Source organism: Bacteroidota bacterium (assembly GCA_016711505.1).
Taxonomy (GTDB): Bacteria; Bacteroidota; Bacteroidia; order AKYH767-A; family 2013-40CM-41-45; genus JADKIH01.
In genome coordinates, this window is record JADJSV010000003.1 from 16,582 (window position 1) to 37,465 (window position 20,884).

General features: G+C 36.0%; 20 protein-coding genes. All 20 read left to right on the forward strand.

The annotated features are described in order from the left end of the window. The first annotated feature begins 10 nt into the window (after window positions 1–10). Window positions 11–916 carry a sulfate adenylyltransferase subunit CysD gene (gene cysD, locus IPL24_06010; GenBank protein ID MBK8363244.1) on the forward strand — a complete coding sequence of 302 codons (906 nt, stop codon included), beginning with the start codon at window positions 11–13 and terminating at the stop codon, window positions 914–916. A 184-nt stretch (window positions 917–1,100) separates the two neighbouring features. Next, on the forward strand, window positions 1,101–2,360 hold the full coding sequence (locus IPL24_06015; GenBank protein MBK8363245.1) for a 50S ribosome-binding GTPase: 1,260 nt from the start codon (window positions 1,101–1,103) through the stop codon (window positions 2,358–2,360). Between the two features lie 49 nt (window positions 2,361–2,409). Next, window positions 2,410–3,198, forward strand: a complete 789-nt coding sequence (gene cysQ / locus IPL24_06020) for a 3'(2'),5'-bisphosphate nucleotidase CysQ (protein ID MBK8363246.1) — start codon at window positions 2,410–2,412, stop codon at window positions 3,196–3,198. After that, window positions 3,176–4,522 carry a flippase gene (locus IPL24_06025; GenBank protein ID MBK8363247.1) on the forward strand — a complete coding sequence of 449 codons (1,347 nt, stop codon included), beginning with the start codon at window positions 3,176–3,178 and terminating at the stop codon, window positions 4,520–4,522. The genes cysQ and IPL24_06025 overlap by 23 nt, the downstream gene beginning before the upstream one ends. Window positions 4,523–4,567: 45 nt before the next feature. Then, the gene (locus IPL24_06030; protein ID MBK8363248.1) at window positions 4,568–5,899 is read left to right on the forward strand and encodes an O-antigen ligase family protein; all 1,332 of its coding nucleotides are present in this window, start codon (window positions 4,568–4,570) and stop codon (window positions 5,897–5,899) included. Beyond that, entirely contained in the window at window positions 5,896–6,792 is an 897-nt protein-coding gene (locus IPL24_06035; GenBank protein ID MBK8363249.1) for a sulfotransferase domain-containing protein, read from the forward strand. Before IPL24_06030 ends, IPL24_06035 begins: the two co-directional genes overlap by 4 nt. A gap of 4 nt (window positions 6,793–6,796) precedes the next feature. Next, window positions 6,797–7,915: a glycosyltransferase family 4 protein gene (locus IPL24_06040; GenBank protein ID MBK8363250.1), complete on the forward strand. Its 1,119-nt coding sequence runs from the start codon at window positions 6,797–6,799 to the stop codon at window positions 7,913–7,915. Beyond that, complete coding sequence (locus IPL24_06045; GenBank protein ID MBK8363251.1) at window positions 7,912–9,000, forward strand: glycosyltransferase; 1,089 nt, start codon at window positions 7,912–7,914, stop codon at window positions 8,998–9,000. Before IPL24_06040 ends, IPL24_06045 begins: the two co-directional genes overlap by 4 nt. Next, window positions 8,997–10,016, forward strand: coding sequence for a GNAT family N-acetyltransferase (locus tag IPL24_06050; GenBank protein MBK8363252.1), 1,020 nt, complete (start codon window positions 8,997–8,999; stop codon window positions 10,014–10,016). Before IPL24_06045 ends, IPL24_06050 begins: the two co-directional genes overlap by 4 nt. Then, window positions 10,016–10,861, forward strand: a complete 846-nt coding sequence (locus tag IPL24_06055) for a polysaccharide deacetylase family protein (GenBank protein ID MBK8363253.1) — start codon at window positions 10,016–10,018, stop codon at window positions 10,859–10,861. The genes IPL24_06050 and IPL24_06055 overlap by 1 nt, the downstream gene beginning before the upstream one ends. 75 nt (window positions 10,862–10,936) lie before the next feature. Then, window positions 10,937–12,367 (forward strand): hypothetical protein, encoded by a 1,431-nt coding sequence (locus IPL24_06060; GenBank protein MBK8363254.1) that lies wholly within the window; start codon window positions 10,937–10,939, stop codon window positions 12,365–12,367. Next, on the forward strand, window positions 12,351–12,539 hold the full coding sequence (locus tag IPL24_06065) for a hypothetical protein (GenBank protein ID MBK8363255.1): 189 nt from the start codon (window positions 12,351–12,353) through the stop codon (window positions 12,537–12,539). Before IPL24_06060 ends, IPL24_06065 begins: the two co-directional genes overlap by 17 nt. Window positions 12,540–12,554: 15 nt before the next feature. Then, complete coding sequence (locus tag IPL24_06070) at window positions 12,555–13,610, forward strand: undecaprenyl/decaprenyl-phosphate alpha-N-acetylglucosaminyl 1-phosphate transferase (GenBank protein MBK8363256.1); 1,056 nt, start codon at window positions 12,555–12,557, stop codon at window positions 13,608–13,610. Between the two features lie 89 nt (window positions 13,611–13,699). After that, complete coding sequence (gene wecB, locus IPL24_06075) at window positions 13,700–14,821, forward strand: UDP-N-acetylglucosamine 2-epimerase (non-hydrolyzing) (GenBank protein MBK8363257.1); 1,122 nt, start codon at window positions 13,700–13,702, stop codon at window positions 14,819–14,821. 10 nt (window positions 14,822–14,831) lie between these two features. Next, window positions 14,832–16,034, forward strand: coding sequence for a UDP-N-acetyl-D-mannosamine dehydrogenase (gene wecC / locus IPL24_06080; protein ID MBK8363258.1), 1,203 nt, complete (start codon window positions 14,832–14,834; stop codon window positions 16,032–16,034). 22 nt (window positions 16,035–16,056) lie between these two features. Continuing rightward, window positions 16,057–17,106 carry an oligosaccharide flippase family protein gene (locus IPL24_06085; protein MBK8363259.1) on the forward strand — a complete coding sequence of 350 codons (1,050 nt, stop codon included), beginning with the start codon at window positions 16,057–16,059 and terminating at the stop codon, window positions 17,104–17,106. After that, window positions 17,103–17,363, forward strand: coding sequence for a polysaccharide biosynthesis C-terminal domain-containing protein (locus IPL24_06090; protein MBK8363260.1), 261 nt, complete (start codon window positions 17,103–17,105; stop codon window positions 17,361–17,363). Before IPL24_06085 ends, IPL24_06090 begins: the two co-directional genes overlap by 4 nt. 103 nt (window positions 17,364–17,466) lie before the next feature. Further along, entirely contained in the window at window positions 17,467–18,735 is a 1,269-nt protein-coding gene (locus tag IPL24_06095) for an O-antigen ligase family protein (GenBank protein ID MBK8363261.1), read from the forward strand. Beyond that, window positions 18,732–19,826: a glycosyltransferase gene (locus IPL24_06100; protein MBK8363262.1), complete on the forward strand. Its 1,095-nt coding sequence runs from the start codon at window positions 18,732–18,734 to the stop codon at window positions 19,824–19,826. Before IPL24_06095 ends, IPL24_06100 begins: the two co-directional genes overlap by 4 nt. A gap of 226 nt (window positions 19,827–20,052) precedes the next feature. Further along, window positions 20,053–20,814 carry a hypothetical protein gene (locus IPL24_06105; GenBank protein MBK8363263.1) on the forward strand — a complete coding sequence of 254 codons (762 nt, stop codon included), beginning with the start codon at window positions 20,053–20,055 and terminating at the stop codon, window positions 20,812–20,814. The last annotated feature ends 70 nt before the right edge of the window (window positions 20,815–20,884 follow it).

A 20,884-nucleotide genomic window follows, 5' to 3' on the forward strand; every position in this document is an offset into this window, starting at 1 on the left:
TCATCACAATATGTTTAGTTATAATCTTGACCATTTAAAAGAACTGGAATCCGAAAGTATTTTCATACTGCGTGAAGTTGCTGCGCAATTTGAAAAACCGGTACTGCTTTTCAGCGGAGGTAAAGATTCTATTGTTGCTTCTTATCTGGCGCAAAAAGCATTTTATCCTGCGAAAATTCCTTTTACACTTTTGCATATTGATACAGGTCATAATTTTCCTGAAACAATTAAATTTCGTGATGAATGGGTAAACCAGATCGGAGCAAAATTAACTGTTCGCTCTGTTCAGTCAAGTATTGATACAGGTCGGGCTCATGAAGAAACCGGACCACATGCCAGCAGAAATCTTTTACAGACGGTAACTCTATTAGATGCAATTGAAGAATTAAAATTTGACGCGGCAATTGGTGGTGCAAGAAGAGATGAAGAGAAAGCGCGTGCAAAGGAAAGATTTTTCTCCCATCGTGATGAATTCGGGCAGTGGGAACCAAAAAATCAGCGCCCGGAATTATGGAATCTGTTTAACGGACGAAAAAAAATGGGCGAACATTTCCGCGTATTTCCTCTAAGTAACTGGACCGAATTGGATGTGTGGGCGTATATTGAAAGAAATAAAATTTCATTACCGTCTCTTTATTTTTCACACAAAAGAAATGTATTTGAAAGAAACGGTGTGGTCTATGGATATTCTGAGTTTATGAAATTGCTTCCTGAAGAAAAAGTTTCTGAAATGCTGGTTCGATTCAGAACTATTGGTGATATGACCTGTACCGGCGCTACTGTCAGTACTGCGTCGAACATTAAAGAGATTATTGATGAATTGCTTATTTCCAGAGTAACAGAAAGGGGATCTAGAATTGATGATCAACGATCTGAGAATGCGATGGAGGAGAGGAAGAAGAGGGGGTATTTTTAGATATTTAACAATAGTGAACAATGATATGAATTGGAATAAATAAATAAATAAATAAATGAAGTGAAATGAAGTAAAATGAAGTGAAGTGAAGTGAAGTGAAGTGAAGTGAAATGAAGTATGTGGTGCTCCTTACCACTTACTGATTACAAATGACGAACGACGATAAACGAACAACTAAAAACGAATGCCCAACAAAATAGAGAAAGAACTCTTGCGATTTACAACTTGTGGAAGTGTTGACGATGGGAAAAGTACACTCATTGGAAGGCTGCTTCTTGATACAAAGAATATCTTCGATGATCAGCTTCTTGCTTTGAGATCTTCAAGTGAAAGAAAAGGGCTGGATGAAATTGATCTTTCACTTTTGACAGATGGATTAAAAGCTGAACGTGAACAAGGAATTACTATCGATGTTGCATACAGATATTTTTCAACTCCGAAAAGAAAATTCATAATTGCCGATACACCGGGACATATTCAGTATACACGGAATATGGTTACCGGAGCATCAACAGCAAACCTGGCGCTGATTCTTATTGATGCGAGAAAAGGAATGGTAGAACAAACACGTCGTCATTCTTTCATTGCAAGTTTGCTTGGGATTCCGCATATGGTTGTTTGTATCAATAAAATGGATCTCGTTGGTTTCGATCAATCGGTATATGAGAGGATAGTAGATGAATTCAGAATGTTTGCATCAAGACTCGATGTTCAGGATATTCAGTTTATACCAATCAGTGCAAAGCTGGGAGATAATGTAGTTCACCGTTCTAATGAAATGAGTTGGTATGAAGGAAGTACTTTGATGTTTCATCTGGAGAATGTGCATATTAGTGGAGATCTCAATCATATTGATTGCCGGTTTCCTGTGCAGAATGTTATCCGTCCTCAGGACGATAAATTCCATGATTACCGTGCCTATGCCGGGAGAATTGCCGGTGGGGTTTTCCGTGAAGGTGATAGAGTAATGGTTATGCCATCGGGTTTCACTACGTCTATCAAAGCAATTAACAGCCCTGAAGGAGTGGTAAAGGAAGCTTTCGCGCCTATGTCTGTGTCATTGCAACTTGAGGATGAAATTGATATAAGCAGAGGTGATATGATAGTCAGAGAAAACAATTCACCACAGAATAGCCAGGATATTGATTTAATGATTTGCTGGTTAAATGAGAAAAAACTTGTCGAAGGTGGAATGTATATAGTCAAACACACTACCCGTGAAGTACGTTGTATGGTAAAGGAAATACTTTACAAAATTGATATCAGTCAGCTACGACGAATAGAAAATGAAAAGGAGTTCGGTGCAAATGATATAGGAAGAGTAATTTTAAGAACAACTCAGCCGTTGTTTTTTGACAGCTATAGACGGAACAGAAACACAGGAAGTCTGATTCTTATAGATGAAAATACCAATGAAACTGTAGGTGCCGGAATGATAGTTTAATTGTCTGGATGTAAACCAAAATTTATAAAAATTTTTAACGTAAAAAAAGATGTCAAAAGAACTGCTTATTTCAGCAATTAAAGTTTCGGTGGAGGCAGGAAAGAAGATCCTGGAAATTTATGATACCGCTTTTTCTGTCGAACTAAAAGATGATGAATCGCCACTCACGGCTGCCGATAAAGCATCACATGAGATAATAAGTTCAGAGCTCTTAAAGTGGGGCTTTCCAATTTTGTCTGAAGAAGGAAAAGCAATTTCTTATGATGACAGAAAAAAATGGGAAAACTATTGGCTGGTCGATCCTTTGGATGGAACGAAAGAATTTATTAAACGCAATGGAGAGTTTACGGTAAATATAGCTTTCATGATTGGTAACAGTCCTTTGTTTGGAATTATTTATTCGCCTGTTTTGGGTACTGTTTGTGCAGGATTCAATAATGTCGTCTACTCACTTTCTAAAGCTGATGTTGATGGACTATCAGTTGAGAGCCTGCATCAATATGAATTGCATCCCGCAGAAAATTCTTCTTCCGATGAAATTAAAGTGGTTGCGAGCCGTTCTCATTTATCAGCAGAGACAGAAAAGTATATTTCAATGTTGAACCTCAATGGTGCAAAGATATCGATGGTAAATGCCGGGAGTGCTCTTAAATTTTGCTTACTTGCAGAAGGAAAAGCAACAGTCTATCCACGTTTCGCTCCTACAATGGAGTGGGATACTGCAGCCGGACATGCTATCCTCAAAGCATGCGGAAAGAATATCATGCTTTATCCTTCTAATACTGAAATGAAATATAACAAACCTTCACTGGTGAATGATTGGTTCATTGCTCGATAATTTTAAAAATGCCTTGTCTCGTTTCAAGCATGATAAGGATTACAACGAACTGATTCGTACAAGTTTTCTTGCATTAATGGTAAGGATGATCGGTGTGTCTACAGGTTTTTTTGTAACACTACTTACATCTCGTTTTTTTGGTGCCGATGCTCTCGGACTAGTTTCTATTTGCATTGCAATTTTAAGTTTTGCATCTGTATTCGGTAAATTAGGTCTTGATGTCGCACTCATGAAGTATGTCGCCGAATTTGCAGGAAAGAATGATTATGTATCAATCAAATCTGTGTATGTCTCAGCGTTGAAAGTAATTTTGCCTGTATCTTTTTTGATTTCACTGATACTTTATTTTATGTCCGGATACTTTGCAGAAAGCATTTTACATAAGCCGTACCTGGTTGAGCTTCTTAAAGTGAATGCATGGTTAACTTTACCACTTGTTCTGATCCTGGTTAATTCGGAATGCATTCGTGGGTTAAAAAAAATCAGAGCATATACTTTTTTTCAAACGGTTTCGGTGTCACTGCTTGCAATGTGTTTATTGCTTATATTTTCTTTCATCAATACAGCACGTGAGATTCCTACATATATTCAGTTCTTAAGTATTGCCATGACCGGCATTCTTAGTTTGCTGATGTGGTTTTACTACAGCAGGTTTTTCAAGGAAACTTCGAAGAAAGTTTTTCCTGTCATCACATTGATGCGAACTTCTTCGTCAATGTTTTTCACAACATTAATGCAACTGATCATGTCATGGGCGGGAACATTGATTCTTGCTGCTTACAATTCAGAGGCAGATGTCGGGGTATATAATGCGCTTATCCGGATCTCTGCATTTACTAATATTACCATTCTTGCCATTAACAGTCTGGCAATGCCACGTTTTGCCGAAGCATTTGCATTAGGGAAACTGGATTCTTTAAAATCTCATGCAAAGGAAGTTTCACGTCTGATCTTTATAACTTCGATTCCGGCATTTATTTTACTCTTCTTTTTCCCGGAATGGATCCTGTCTATTTTTGGAAAGGAATTTCCGGGTAACGAAACTGCTCTGTATGTCCTGTTGGCCGGACAGTTCATTGTTGCGTTTACCGGATTGCCTTCTCAGATCCTTAATATGACGGGGAGACAGCATATTCTAAGAAATATTGCTGTATTCTCAGCAATAGTAAATGTATTGGCATGTATTATTCTCGTTCCAAAATATGGAATAATGGGAACTTGTATTGCACAGTTCATGGGAATTTTTGCCTGGAATTTTTTGTCGGTGCTTTCAGTCAAAAAGCAGTTTGGATTCTTTACATTCTTCAATCCTTTCAGTAAATAGGGGTTGAAAAGCCAATTGAATTGAGTGAAATTATTGGCGAAACAGTTGAGCATCTTTCGTATTTTCGTAACATCAGAATTATACATGTTCACTGAAAATAATAGACCCGCTCAATTACATCCGCTTCTGGCGTATACCTTGCTCTTCCTGGTCTATACTTCCACGTTCAGGATCTTTGCAACTTTGCCGCTTGAAACCTTACATCAGACTCTTTCAACTTTAGCAATAATACTACTAACCACGTACTATTTATTCAGTTTGTTTCTGAATTTTAAAAACAGCAGAATCAGCAAACTTGATGTCTTAATGTGGATGTTTATTCTTGTTAATTTCCTTGCAGCATTCAAAGGTCATGAGGTTTTCGGTCAGCCTTATTATTATGGGATCATGGCACAGCGATCCGTATTACTTTCCATAAGCGGGATATTAATAGTTTCATTGTTGAACAAAGGAATGATTACGATCAGACAAGTTGAAAGATCATTTTTGTTTATTTCGCTCGCATTATTATTTGTCTTCTATTTCTTTTTCTTATTTGTGAATCCGGTTAAATTCAATGATGCTGAATTCGTTGCTTATTCTCCGATTCGCGGATATCGGTATAGATTTCAATTTGCATTGGTGATCATGTTGCTGTTCTATTCTCTTTTCAAAGTTTCACATGAACAGAAAAACAGGTTTATAATAATTGCTCTGCTGATCCTATTCTATCTGATCTATTTCCTTCAGTCAAGAACGACATTGGTTGTGTTGGCCATTACCATCCTGATTTATTTTATAAGAAACTTCTCATTGAAAGAAAAACTTAAGAATACCCTTTTGTATGGAGGAATAGGTTTAATTTTCATAACAATTCTTTTTACTTTGGGATATACTTCACTATTCGATAAGTATCAGGTCTTGTATCAGAATGTGTTCAATGTGTTCCAGGGCGAATCTCCCGATGAAGCATCTTCTGCAGTGCGGTTCATGGAATTTAATACCGCATTGGAATACATCAAGAAAAATCCAATTCTTGGAAATGGATTTATTTCTAATCAGTGGAATGGTGGCTGGCATGATATACTTGGATATTTTTATCCTGTCGACATTGGAATATTAGGAAACGTCTTTGTGTTTGGAATTTTGGGCACTATCCTGATCTATCTCCCTTATTATTTTTCTCTTACTATGTCGCGCGAAGTGAAATCAAATCATGTATTTTATAAGACTTGTGAATACATGTTGCTCTTTTTCTTTCTTTGTATGTTCTTCTCAGCAGTGAATATCAGGGATTCAAGTAGTATAATGTTTCTGGTCTGTCTGCTATATTATTTCAGGTACTTTTATGATGAAAACCGGATGGAAAGTGAAACGATAAAACCAATCAATGCATGAGAAACCCGCAATTTATTGTTGCCGGAACAGCACGGGCCGGTACAACGTCACTTAACTCTTATCTTATTCAGCATCCGGAAATATTTTTGCCTATTGTAAAGGAACCGTGTTTCTTTACTTTTGCAGGTGAAAAAATTGATTACAAAAATGGAAAATTTGCTTTTGCATTGACAGACATTGATGATTATTCAAAACTGTATAAGAAGGCACAGCAGTCCCAGATCACAGGTGATATTTCTACGCCTTATTTGTATTTGCATGAGAAAACTATTCGGAATATAAAAAGATTTCACGACGACCCGGAAAGTATAAAGGTGATTATTGTATTGAGAGATCCTGTCGATAGAGCTTATTCGCAATATCTATGGCGCGTCCGGGATGGAAGGGAAGAGTTGTCGTTTGAAGAAGCAATTGCAGCTGAATCAGAACGCATGAAACAAAATTATAGTTTTGACTATTTTTATATTGACAGAGGAAATTATTATGAGCAGGTAAAGGCGTATATAGAGAATTTTAAAAATGTGAAAATATTATTGTTCGAAGATCTTAAAAACAATACAAAGGAAACTCTTGCTGATATTTGCAAATTCCTTGGTGTTGATAGCGAATTTGAGTTCGTTAAAAGAACTGAGCAAAACTCTTCTTTCATGCCAAAATCTACACTGTTGAATCGGCTACTGACTATAGAAAGTAAAACTAAATTTAAATTTCTGAGCAGAATTCCTGAGTCTGTGAAAACAACAATAAAAGAACAATTCATGAGGCTTAATTCAAAAAATGAAAAAAATCCTTTAATGAATGAAAGCACAAGAAAACGTCTCAAAACTTTTTATAAGGATGACCTGTTGAAATTGCAGAAACTAATTGCACGTGATTTGTCTTCCTGGATGTAATTATATGAGTCAGAAATTAGAATCATCCCAAAAACACACTGTTTGTATAATTGATCCTGTTGGTAGAAAAGCAGGATTGGATCATTACAACGATTCTTTAGCTGCAAATTTGAATAAGCTGGGAATAAAAACAATTGTTTATAGCAATTATCAATCGGAATATTCTGTAAAAAAATTTCCTTTTAATTTTTCAAATTCGCCATTGTTTCTTCCTGGAATATTATATTCTTTTTATAGCGCATTTAAAAAAGTGAAAGTAGATAGGCCGGACTTTGTAATTTTGCATTTGTTTAAACCGTCAGATTTGCTTATTTGGTTTTCACGAAAACTAAATTCTATAAATGTCAGATTGATTTTTATAGTACATGATGTCGAAAGTCTGATTTCTGAAAGGGATGATGAATCCCAAATGAGAGAACTGATGACTATGGCAGAGCATATTGTTGTTCATAACCAATATTCCGGTGATGAGCTTACAAGGAAATATGAAATGACAGCAGGAAAAGTAGATATTATTCCTCATGGCGATTATCTGGATCTTCCATCTGATATTTCAAAGAATGAAGCGAGAAATAAACTGGGGTTAAAAACTGACGCGCCAATCATACTTTTTTTTGGAATGATAAAGCCTACAAAAGGTCTTGATGTATTGTTGAAAGCAATGCAGGATGTGGATGCCGAGCTGATCGTCGCAGGAAGGATGAGAATGAATTCTGTTTCTGATTATTCGACCTGGACAGATAAATTAACAGCTGAAGGAAAATTGGTAACTGATATCGGATATATTTCGAATGAAAGACGAGACCTGTATTTTAAAGCGGCAGATGTGATCGTTCTTCCTTACAGAAAAATTTATCAGAGCGGAGTATTGATCATGGCTCTTAGTTATCAATTACCTGTTTTAGCAAGTGATCTGATTCCTAACAAAGATTTTGTAAAGGATTTTAATGCTATTGAATTTTTTAAATGTGGTGACCATAGAGAATTAAGTGAAAAATTAAATCAATTACTTTCTGATCCGGCCAGATTGCAGTTCCTTAAAGAAAATGGCTTAGCATTAATAAAGAAAAATCATAATTGGGAGTTAATATCGAAATTATTCAATAAAATCATTTGCCGATGAAAATTGCAATAATAGGTTCGAAAGGTATTCCTGCAAATTATGGGGGATTTGAAACATTTGCTTTTCATTTGGCTAAATCTCTTTCTGTCAGACATGAAATAACTGTTGTAAATGAAAAGGAAAATGCCGCTTCCGGTTTTGATTTTCCGGTAAAAATTATCCATTCGGATTTTATGAAAAGCAAGAACCCATTGAAATATTACAAGCAATCTTTGGAACTTGTAAGTGATTCAAACGATATTGTTCTTGTCTGTGGTGTTGGCGGATCATTATTTTATCCTAAATTCAGAAGTAAAATTATTTGCATTACTAATGTGGATGGTGTTGAACATCGTAGAGGGAAATATACTTTTTTGCAACGATGGCTGGTGTATCTTCTCCAGTATACAGCAACACTTTTCAGTAAACATATTGTTGCTGATTCAAATGAAATCAGGAAATACTGGAAAAATCGATTCGGGATCTCAGAGAATAAAATATCATCTATTGCTTATGGAGCAAAAGTGCCCTTGAGCTTTGATGATTCTGTTTTGTTAAAGTTTGGCCTATCAAAGGATGCCTATTTTCTTGTTGTTGCAAGATTGGTTCCGGAAAACAATCTTGAATTGATATTAAAGGCCTTTTCAAAATATAAAGGTGAAAAACGATTGGTAATAGTAGGTAGTACGGATGATAATCCTTTTGCAAGGAAAATTTCAATTGTTAATGATGAACGGATTGTATTTACAGGTGGTATTTATCAGAAAAATAAACTGGACAGTTTGAGGAAGAACTCTTTTGCTTACATTCATGGGCATAGTGTTGGGGGAACAAATCCGGCACTGTTAGAAGCAATGGCTGCAAAATGTATATGTATCTGCCACGACAATGTTTTCAACCGTGAAGTGGCCGGAAATGAGCAAAACTATTTTGCTGATGAAAAACAATTGCTGAAATTGTTGAATGGATTGGAAGAGTCCGGTAATTCGGGAATGCAATTTAGAGAATTGTCATATGATAGAGTTTTAACATTTTATTCCTGGGAAAAAATTTCTTTGCAGTACGAAGCTTTATTTAAGTCTCTAATTTTAGAAAACAAAAAATGAGATTTATCAGGAGCGATCTTTCGCAAATTAATGAACTTGCAGAACTAGCCAGATCTACATATGATAAGGGTGAAATTATTAATGTAAAATATTTAAATTGGGAATATAATTCCAATCCTGATGGAAAGGCGCTTGTATTTTTAGCAAATGAAGAGAGTAAAATTGTTTCTCAGTACGTGGTTGTGCCTAGAAAATATTCTATAGGAAATGAAATCATAAATGCTTCTCTTTCTTTGAATACTATTACCCATCCCGCTCATCGTGGCAAAGGGTACTTCACGAAATTGGCTGAGCTTACTTATTCTGATTGTAAAAAACTTAATATTGATTTTACAATTGGTTTTCCAAATAAGAATTCCGTTTCAGGATTTATCAATAAACTTAAGTTTTCAGGAATTGGTGAATTGCCTTTAATGCTGAAAGTGGTTAATCCATTCAGAGCACTGTATTCGTTTTTATTCAACAGCAAAGTAAGAGATGAATATACTTATGAATTTAATATTGATCTCCCGAAAGTGTCTTTGCTGAATTTAAATTCTGATTTGCACAAATACAATTATTTCTGGAGTGAATTCAAAAAACGGAATGTTTACACTACTGATCGTTCAGCAGAATTCATGCGTTGGCGCTATATCGATATACCGATTAGAAAATATCAACTCTTTAAAATTGAAAAGAATGGTACGATTGAAACGGTTTTAATTTTAAGATCAAAAAATATTTTCGGTGTAAATTGTGGAATCATCGTTGATCTGCTTACTTTAAAAGGAAATACGGAGATAGGGCAATTAATAGATCAGCTTCAGAAGAATAAACTTGACCTGATAATTTCATCTGTTCCTTTAGATACACCGGAGGCGCAGTGCCTGAAATCAGCCGGTTTTTTTAAAGTGCCGAAATTATTTATGTTGAAAAAGCTGAATGTTGTTTTGCGGATTCATTCAAATAATATTTCAAGTTCAATTACTGATTTTAAAAAGTGGTTTCTTACCTTTGGCGACTACGATATTTTTTGATGAACATTCTAACATTTGATCTGGAAGATTGGTTTCATATTCTTGATTTCAAGGATACAGCATATCCTGCTCAGTGGTTGAACTTTGAAAGCAGGGTGGAAGCGAACACTGAGAGAATTCTTCAGTTATTAGAGAAAAAAAAATTAACTGCAACTTTTTTTTGCCTCGGCTGGATTGCAGAAAAATATCCGGCTTTGGTACGCAAAATTTCAGTGAAGCATGAAATTGCTTGCCATTCTATGAACCATCAGCTACTTTATTTGAATAACAAGGCAGAGTTCAAAGAAGATCTAAATAGAAGCTTGTCTATTCTTGAAAGTTTAACCGGAAAAAAAGTCGTTGCATACAGAGCGCCGGGTTTTTCTCTTTCACGTGAACATGGTTATGTATTTGAAGAACTCGAAAATGCGGGAATCAAGATAGATAGTTCGGTTTTCCCCGCAGCAAGAAATCATGGTGGTATTGCAGATTTTCCTTTCCAAAAACCTTGTCTGATGACCGGTCCCGGATATGAAATCGTTGAGTTCCCGATTAATACAAAGTCGTTTCTGAAAAAGCAGCTCATATTTTCGGGTGGAGGATATTTTCGGTTGCTGCCTTATCCATTGATCAGGAAATGGATGAAGGAATCAGATTATGTTATGACTTATTTTCATCCCAGAGATTTTGACCCTGATCAGCCACAACTCAGAAATCTGTCGATCAAACGGAGATTTATGAGCTATACCGGACTAAAAACGTCTGAAATGAAGCTGGAAAAACTGTTGAGTGATTTTCAGTTTATCAGTCTTGAGCAAGCATTCGAGACGCTTAACACGAAAAATTTGCCTGTAGTTTCCTTGTAGTATTTTAACCGTTATTTATTGATAACTCACCAACCAGGCAATCCCGGATTCATCTCAAAGCTGTATTTTCGTAGCATGAATAAATTTTCATTATTGCTGATTGCAGAAGTATTTGCAGTGTCTACCTATGCACAAGAGTCATTGTTCCCGATGAACAGAGATGTAAATACCAGAATAGAGTCTTTTATAAATTCTGATACTACAGGTTTTCATTCTTCTGTTAAACCATATTTATATACTGATGTTCGGAAAATTGCTCCTGTAGATTCTGTGTTCAGTCCAATAGTAACGGAAGGCAAATTTACCAGAACATGGGTAGGAAGAAAATTGTTAAAAGAGCATTTACTATTTGTTAATGAAGATGACATTGTGCTTTCAGTAGATCCTGTTTTTAATCTTCAGTTCGGAAAAGAAAAGGAATCGATCAGTAACTATTTTGTAAATACCCGTGGCGTTCTTGTCCAGGCGAATGTAAAAGATAAATTTTATTTCTATACAGGATTTCACGAGAACCAAGCCCGTTATGTTTCATACATTGATTCATCAGTCCGTGCAACAAATGTTGTTCCCGGTCAGGGAATAGTGAAATATAATCCTGAAAAAGTTTTTGATTTCAGCCAGTCTATCGGAGGTATCGGTTATATTCTCAATAAACATTTTGATTTTTTACTCGCACATGATAAAAATTTTATTGGCGATGGATATCGTTCATTATTGTTGTCGGATAATTCATACAGTTATCCTTTTCTCAGAATCAATATGACATTCTGGAAATTCCGGTATACAGCTATTTATGCAGTGTATAGAGATCTTCAGAGTGTGCCTGATCCGAATATTGGTTACTTAAAAAAGTACAGTACTACTCATAATCTTGATCTTAATATCGGGAAGAAAAATAAACTTACGGTGAGTATATTCGAAACAGTAATGTGGGCTCCTTCTGCTTCGCGGGGATATGAACTTGCGTATTTAAACCCTGTATTATTTATCAGACCTGTAGAAAATTCTCTGGGCTCACCGGATAATGTCCTCTTGGCTTCAAATATAAAATGGAAAATAAACAGGTCTAATACGCTTTATGGCCAGGTGATGCTCGATGAATTATTGCTTGATGAAGTTCGGTCTGGAAAGGGTTGGTGGGGAAATAAGCAAGGATTTCAACTGGGAATTAAAAGCAGCAATTTGTTCAGGGTAAAAAACCTCAATGTTCAAACTGAATTTAATCTGGTAAGACCATATACTTATCAGCACCGGACTTCTGCGCAGAGCTATACACATTACAATCAATCGCTCACTCATCCATTGGGAGCAAATTTCGCGGAATCTGTGTCGTTTATAAACTACAGGTATAAAAATTTGTTTGCTGAAGTGAAAGTTCAGATAGCTAAAATGGGTCAGGACACTGCTGATGTTAACCTTGGGAATAATATTTTCGATAGCTATGAAACGCGGGATATGCGCGACGGAGAATACGGGCATTACATGTTTGATGGACTTGGAATCTAATCTGAAAACTGTCGATTTAAGAGTAAATTATCTCATTAATCCTAAGACTAATTTTGTAGTTGAAGCAGGAATAATTATGCGTAATTTTGATAATGCACAATATAGAAATCAATCGACATTCTACTATTTTGGTATTCGTACCTCTCTGGAGAATTACTATTTTGATTTCTAAAAAAGAAAATTGTAAATGTTTTTTCTGATTTGTTTCATAACTGCTTTTGTGATTGCATTTGGGTCTATTCCAACAATAATCCGGATAGCTGCCCGCCTGCAATTGTTTGATGAGCCGAACGAAAGAAAACTGCATGTTAGAAAAACTCCTTTGCTAGGGGGTGTAGCTGTTTTTGCAGCTATGATATTTTCTTTTACTCTTGGAGCAGCGCCATATTTTGAGAAGCAACACCTGTTTATCATCACATCTCTCATTCTGATTTTCTTCTTTGGATTACGGGATGACATTGCTCCTTTAGCGCCTATAAAAAAACTATCCGGGCAATTAACTGCAGCTATCATTCTGATTTTATTTTGTAAAATCAAGTTGGAATCACTTCATGGTCTGTTCGGAATTCATGTATTAAATGAATACGCTTCTTTTTTTCTTACGCTACTCGGAATTTTATTTGTTGTCAATAGTTATAACCTGATTGATGGTATTGATGGACTTGCATCTGGCCTTGGAATTATTGCAACTCTTGTTTTCGCCATGCTTTTTTATATTTACAATGACCCACTCATGTCGGTTTTATCATTATCACTTTGCGGTGCTTTAATCGGTTTCTTTCCATATAATTTCAGAAATGCCAGAATATTCTTAGGTGATACCGGCACAATGACAATTGGTTTTATGCTTTCCATTTTTGCATTCCGGTTTATTGAATTATCACGTTCTGTGAAAATTGATTCGTGGTTCACTTATCAGACAGCACCGGTTGTAGTATTTGCTATTCTTGTTATTCCGATGATCGATACATTGCGTGTTTTTACGATAAGAATTTTTAAAAAGCAATCTCCTTTTGTTGCAGATAGAAATCATATTCATCATCGATTACTTGAACTTGGATTTAAACCCCATCAAGTTTGTGTTCTGCTTTATCTTGTCAATACAATATTTATTTTGTCAGCATGGTTTTTCCGGTATGAAAATCCAACATTTGTACTATATTCATTATTGGTTATTTCGTTAATATTGACGCAGTTACCTGTTCTTTTTCTGTTGTTAAAAAAGCGCAGGCAAATCATTTAAAATTGCAACCCCTAAGCCTGCAATCAGTATAAATATCTTAAGCCTATACACAATGGGCTTTATGGCTATTAGCCGATATCAAGATCAAAGTGAAAAAATCCACATTGCTATTTATTTTTGGAACACGTCCGGAAGCAATAAAACTTGCACCGCTGATCAGGGAATTTAAAAGCCGTAATGAATTTAAAACGCTGGTTTGCGTTACAGCTCAGCACAGACAAATGTTGGATCAGGTGCTTTCATTTTTTGAGATCACTCCCGATTACGATCTTGATATCATGATGCCCAATCAAACATTGTTTGATGTTACTGCAAATGCATTGATAAAATTGGAACCTGTACTATCGTCTGCTAATCCTGATTGCGTATTTGTTCAGGGAGATACTACAACTGCATTCGTTGGTGCACTTGCTGCCTACTACAAGAAAATAAAAGTTGCACACATCGAAGCCGGTTTGCGTAGTCACGATAAGTACTCACCATTTCCGGAAGAAATGAACAGAACACTTGCGGGCCATCTGGCAGACTTTCATTTTACACCCACTTCGCAAGCGGTCAGCCATTTGAACAAAGAAAATATTTCAGATAATATTTACAATGTGGGTAATACAGTGATCGATGCACTATTTCTGGGTTTAGAACAAGTACGGAAATCAAAAATGAAACTGGAATTTCCATTTTTAACCAATGGAAATCGCATGATCTTAATAACAGGACATAGACGTGAAAGTTTCGGAAAACCATTTGAAAATATCTGTTCAGCAATTAGTCAGCTTGCTTCAAAGTATCCTGATGTGGAATTTCTATACCCTGTTCATCTGAATCCAAATGTGCAGGAACCTGTACAGAGAATGTTGGCAAATAAAAATAATGTTCACCTTATAGAACCACTCGATTATCCGCAATTCATACAAATGATTGAACGATCAACAGTAGTGTTGACAGATTCCGGTGGACTCCAGGAAGAAGCTCCTTCATTGGGAAAACCTGTATTGGTTATGCGTGATGTGACTGAAAGAATGGAAGGTGTTACAGCGGGAACTGCCAAGTTAGTAGGAACAAACATTGATCTGATTGTATCTGAAATGTCAATTTTACTTGATGATAAAATCGCTTACGATCGGATGGCAAAAGCTGTGAATCCTTATGGAGATGGTACATCTTGTAAACAGATCGCAGACATAATAAATAAGTTGTTAAATAATCAGTAATTCATCGCACATGCAAGTAACAATTATGGGTTTAGGCTATATCGGTTTGCCAACAGCAGCGCTCATAGCAAGTAAAGGAATATCAGTTCATGGCGTTGATGTAAATAAGTCTGTTGTTGATACTATCAACAAAGGCAAGATTCACATTGTTGAACCTGATCTCGATGGATTAGTACATTTTGCTGTTCTTAAAAAATATTTAACCGCTTCAACAACAGTTAAAGCTTCGGATGTTTTTCTTATTGCAGTTCCTACTCCTTTCAGAAAAGATCATAAACCGGATCTTTCATTTGTAGAGAAAGCAACTAAAATGGTAATACCGCAACTTAAGCCGGGAAATCTTTTTATAATTGAATCTACCAGTCCTGTTGGAACAACGGAAAAAATGTCGAAACTTATCTTTAAGGAACGACCGGAATTGAAAGACAAGATCTGGATTGCATATTGTCCGGAAAGAGTTTTGCCGGGTAGTGTGATCTATGAACTTCAGCAAAATGACAGAGTGATTGGCGGAATTGATGAACCTTCGACTGAAGCTGCAGTAAATTTTTATGGTAAGTTCGTGAAAGGAAATTTGCACAAAACTAATTCACGTACAGCTGAAATGTGTAAGTTGGTTGAAAATGCTTTTCGGGATGTGAATATTGCTTTTGCCAATGAACTTTCGATGATCTGTGATAAGGCAAAGATAAATGTAAATGAATTGATCGATCTTGCCTGTAAACATCCTCGTGTACGGATCCTTAAACCCGGACCCGGAGTTGGTGGACATTGCATCGCCGTTGACCCTTGGTTCATTGTATCGGAGTTTCCAAAGGAAGCAAAAATCATTAAGCAAGCCCGACTGATAAATAATTATAAAAAAGATTGGGTTGTAGAAAAAATTCAAATTGCAATTAAGAAATTTTTGAAATCTACGGGCAGACAGCCGAAAGTTGCTTGTATGGGTCTTTCCTATAAGGCAGATATTGATGATCTGAGAGAATCACCGGCACTTGAGATCTATCACGAATTGGAAAAAGCCGGTAGTCATGTTATGGCAGTTGAACCTAATTTGCGTAAACATGCAGAGTTGGAAATTACTGATACTTTAAGAGCGGTTGACGAAGCAGATATACTTGTTTTTCTTGTTGCGCATAAAGAATTTTCTTCTGTTGCTATTCCACATGGGAAAAATGTTTTGGATTTTTGTGGAGTACAATTTAAAAAGTAATAATTTATATCAGTAATACCGAATGCAAGCCGGACAACTAATTGAAGAATATAAGAAGACAGGTAAACTGGATAAACCGGTTTTGCACGCTCTTATTTTCAGATTGCTCGGATTGGGACTCATCTTTGTTTTGCAAATTGTACTTGCGAGATTAATGGGTCCAAAGAATTATGGAGACTACACAGTAATCATAACAGCACTTAACTTACTGTTGGTTGTAAGTATGTTTGGTTTCGACTCTTCCATACTTCGTTTTCTGCCTTCAGCTTTGAGTAAAGGGGATGCTTCTTTAGCCAATGGTTTTGTGAAATTCTCTTACCGGATGATCATGATACTTGCAATTATTTGCAGTCTTGCGATCTTTATTTTTTTATTGGCAAAGTCTAAAAAGTTTCACATCGGATTCAGCGAGGGATTATTCTGGGCTGTCTTGCTGTTGCCATTCATGGCATTCACAACCCAGGCGAGTGCGGTATTGCGGTCACTGAGAATGATCAAACTTTCTTTGCTTCCGGCATATTTTCTGTTTCCGGTGTTAATGGGGGTTGCTTGCTGGTACTATTTCAGTTCTTATAATAAACTTCCTGTTGATGCAGCCATGCTTATTAATCTGGGTATTACAGCATCTATTTGCATTTTTATAAACAGGAAAGCGGGACGAGTAATGAAAGAGGTTGTTGAAACAACTGAAGTAACTTATAAAAAAAAGTTGTGGATCTCTGTTTCATCAGTTTTGTTCATGACAACATTAATGGATCTGTTGCTTAAGCAGTCAGACATTTTAATGGTCAGTTATTTTTTAGGAAATACAAAAGCCGGAATTTATTCAGTAGCTGCTAAACTTGCAACTCTTGCTTCATTAGGTTTGTCTGTAGCTGATTATGTGATCATGCCAAAGATCTCAGCACTTTATGAATCAAAGCAATTCATTAAATTACAGAAACTGATCAGAACAGCGAGTTTTCAGATCCTTAGTATTTCACTTCCGGTGATCATTGCTATGGCAGTATTTGGAAAAATGATTCTTGGTTTTTTGGCAAACCTTATGCTGATGCATACATGCCACTTTTGATCTTGCTCATCGGACAACTGATCAATGCCGGAACAGGAATGGTTGGCGGCTTACTTACAATGACAGGTCACCACAGAATGTTTTTTTCTTTTTATGCAATTGCAATTTTTATACAGTTTGTACTGAATTCAATTCTGATTCAATATTATGGAATCACCGGTGCAGCAATCGGTAGTTCGCTCGGCCTTGTCTTTTTAAATATTACCGCTTACATGTACGTGAGAAAACGTTTAAGAATTAAAGCGAGTATTTTTTAATGCAAGTAGATTTTTTGAGGAAATATAATTAATTAGTTTCAGGATTGTTTATTAAAGTGAATAAGAATGCTTTTTGTATCTTCGGGACATCATCAAAAAAGCATTGTTTACGCACCTTTCACCAGATTTAAAGCCTCCGGTTGCTATTGACTTCAAGTCTAATAAGGCAGACCGCGTTTTGCTTTTTATTCTTGTTTTCAGTATTTATTTCGAATCAAACCTGCCTTTGATATATGGCGCAAGCACTCCTTTTTTGCTATTTGGACTAACATTATTCTATCTGGCAATCACCAGACTAAAAACATTAATAAGATTGTTTTCCGGAAAATATTTTATCGTTTCGATCTCTTTCGCTTTGCTTTGTATTTTCATGGAAACATTACATCCATTTCCCTCATACGATTTCATAACGCGATATGTGAATATGATCATTGGAATGTTTTGTATTGTTGCCTTGTGCAGAGACAGAATGGCTTTAGATATTGCGCTGTTTACTTTTATTTTAGCCAGTGCTGCGCAATCATTCCTCATAATAACAGGAACAGCTCCTTTGATGCAAAACATAAATGCAGTTGGTTTTTCTGATGCCTCTCAGGCCAGACTTATGGCATTCGAAGAATTTTATTTGCGGGGAAATTTAAATGACATTTCATATTTCTCATCCATAGGTTCAATAATTGGAATCATCTGGGCGTATTATGAAAAGGTAAAATGGAAAAAATGGTTGCTTGCAGCTTTAACTTTTCCGTCAATTCTGGGAGTATTTCTTCCTGCATCAAGAACAGGTGCTGTAATATTTTTTGCTTCATTTTTATTGTTTCTTGTTAAGTCAAAGATCAAATTTAAAAAATGGATCCTGGCTATCCCTGCTCTTCTGATCATCCTGGCTATAACTGTACCGGACATGGTTTGGGTACGATTGGCTTCACTAGTAAGAATAACAGAATTGCAGGAAGAAGATTCGAGAACTAAAGTGTACATAGCAGTATTGAATAATATTAATCAGTATTTTATAACCGGGGTTGGTTCAGGAAATTATTGGCACGGTTGGGCAGTAAATGCAGGAATAACAAATCGGTTTACGACGGATGTTGCAATGGCTGCGCATAATGCCTTCTTTCAGGTATGGATCTATTGGGGATTACCCGCATTGATTGCATTCTTGTATCTGATATATACTTATAGAAATGCGTTGGAAAGAGATGTAGTCGGTGATAGACGTAGAACTTGCATTTATATTTTTATCATGATCATTCCTATGATATTTTTATTTTATCATTCTTTTTATCATAAATCTTTCTCTATTGGACTTGGTCTGCTTTTGAGCGCACGTTTCTGGAATTTGTTTGATGAAAAACAATTAGTTTCATGAAAAGACCTGACATAACATTTGTTATTGGTTCAATGCGTATTGGAGGTGCTGAGCGTGCAACACTTCATCTTATGAATGGCCTTGCTGCAAAAGGATTAACAATTGAACTTGTGCTTTTACATAAGACAGGAGATTTTCTTTCGAAAATTAATTCAGGAATTAGAATTATTGACCTTAACAGAAGAAAAGCTTCTCAGGGAATTCTTGCTTTCAGAAAATATTTGGAATTAAGTAATCCTTCAAAGTTATTTATAGTTCAGAATCATATTCAGATAATGGTTTTACTTGCTGTTAAAATGTGTTCCTGGAAAGGAAAGATCATTTTAAATGAACAAAGCACGTACTTGCAAAATTTGAAAGGCTTTAAAGGGAAGGTTCAAATGGTCCTGAGTAAATTTCTTTTTCCCAGAGCCGATATGATAACTGTTGTTTCAGAAGGAGTAGGGAAAGAACTTGCGATATTATTTCCGAAATTAAAATCCAGAATTCATGTCATAAATAATCCGGTTATAACCAATGAATTTAATCAGATAAAAAATCAACCTGTTGAGCATCCATTTTTTGAAAGTGGAAAAAAAGTTATAGTCGCAGCGGGTAGATTAACGAGAAGTAAGAACTTTGACTTACTGATACACGCTTTTAAAGAAGTGAATAAACATATTCCTGCAAAACTGATCATCTTAGGTGATGGCAATCAGATGCCACATTTAGTAAAACTGAAAAAAACACTGGGGCTTGGAGATGAAATTTCTTTACCTGGATTTGTCAGTGATCCTTGCAGATATTTTTCAAAGGCAGATTTGTTTGTCTTAAGTTCAGATTATGAAGGCTTGCCCGGAGTAATCATCGAAGCTCTTGGTTGTGGATGTAAAGTCGTTAGTACTGATTGCGAAAACGGTCCGAGAGAAATTTTGTCAGATGAAAAATACGGGTGGCTAAGTCCTGTGGGGAATATTCAGGCATTGTCAGAAAAAATTCAAATCGCTTTAAAAGCAAACGTTGATAGTTCAATGTTGATCCAGAGAGCGAATGATTTTCATGAAGACAAGATTGTGAATGATTATTTAATTTTGTTGAACACTTTGAAATGAAAATAAAAGTGCTTCACATTGGGCCGATTCCTCCACCTGTGGGTGGGGTTAGTGTACATATTGCCCGGTTAACTCATCGTATAATTGCTACCGATGACCTGGATTGCTTTGTATTTGATATCGGAAGGTTTAAATTTTTCGACAGGTATCTGAAATCATCCAACTTGATTACTGCAATTGTTTTTTTTCTGAAATGTGATATCATGCATCTTCATATTTCAAATAAGTGGAAAATGATCATTGCAAGAATAGCAAAGGCTTTCGGAAAAAAGTTGTTTATACCAGACATAATGTTCGGGATGCAGGTTCTGAAATTGAAAAAAAGTTACATGCCTTATCGGATCGTGTTATACTTGTATCTTCGGTTTCATCTGATATTCCGGATGGTAAAACATTTATTATCCCGGCTTATATTTCCGCAATCAATACTAAATCATTGAATGATGAATTAGTGACCAGACTAAAAGGTTTTAATTGTGTCATAGCTGCAATTTCTTCGCATCCTTCAAATCAACCTGCACTTTTTAACGGAAAGGACATCTATGGATTTGATCTTTTGTTAAAAGCATATGAAAATTCATCGTCGCAAAATCAGGTTTTGCTGCTTCTGGATCCAATGGGTGCAATGGAATCTATTTATAGACCTGAAGTAGATCTTCTAAACAAAATGGGAAAAGCAGTTATTTATCTGACGGATGAAATCGACTTCAGCAGTTTGACTGAATTTCTGAGTGCTTATATCAGACCAACGATAACCGATGGGGATAGTATTGCCATCAGGGAAGCGTTGAATGCCGGTGTAAAAGTAATTGCCAGTGATTGTGTAGAACGACCAAAGGGTGTTCATTTGTTCAAATCCGGAGATATTGCATCATTGACATCAGTCCTGGAAAATGTAAATCCGGCACCAAATGTAACCCATGATGGACAACCTGATTTTGCAAAAAAGGTTTTGGATTTGTACAGAGGTCTTAAAAACCATGCCTGAAAATTTGAATTATTGCTTTTGGAAATCACGTTTAAAATTTTATATTTGTAATAACCCTTGAAGGGAAGCT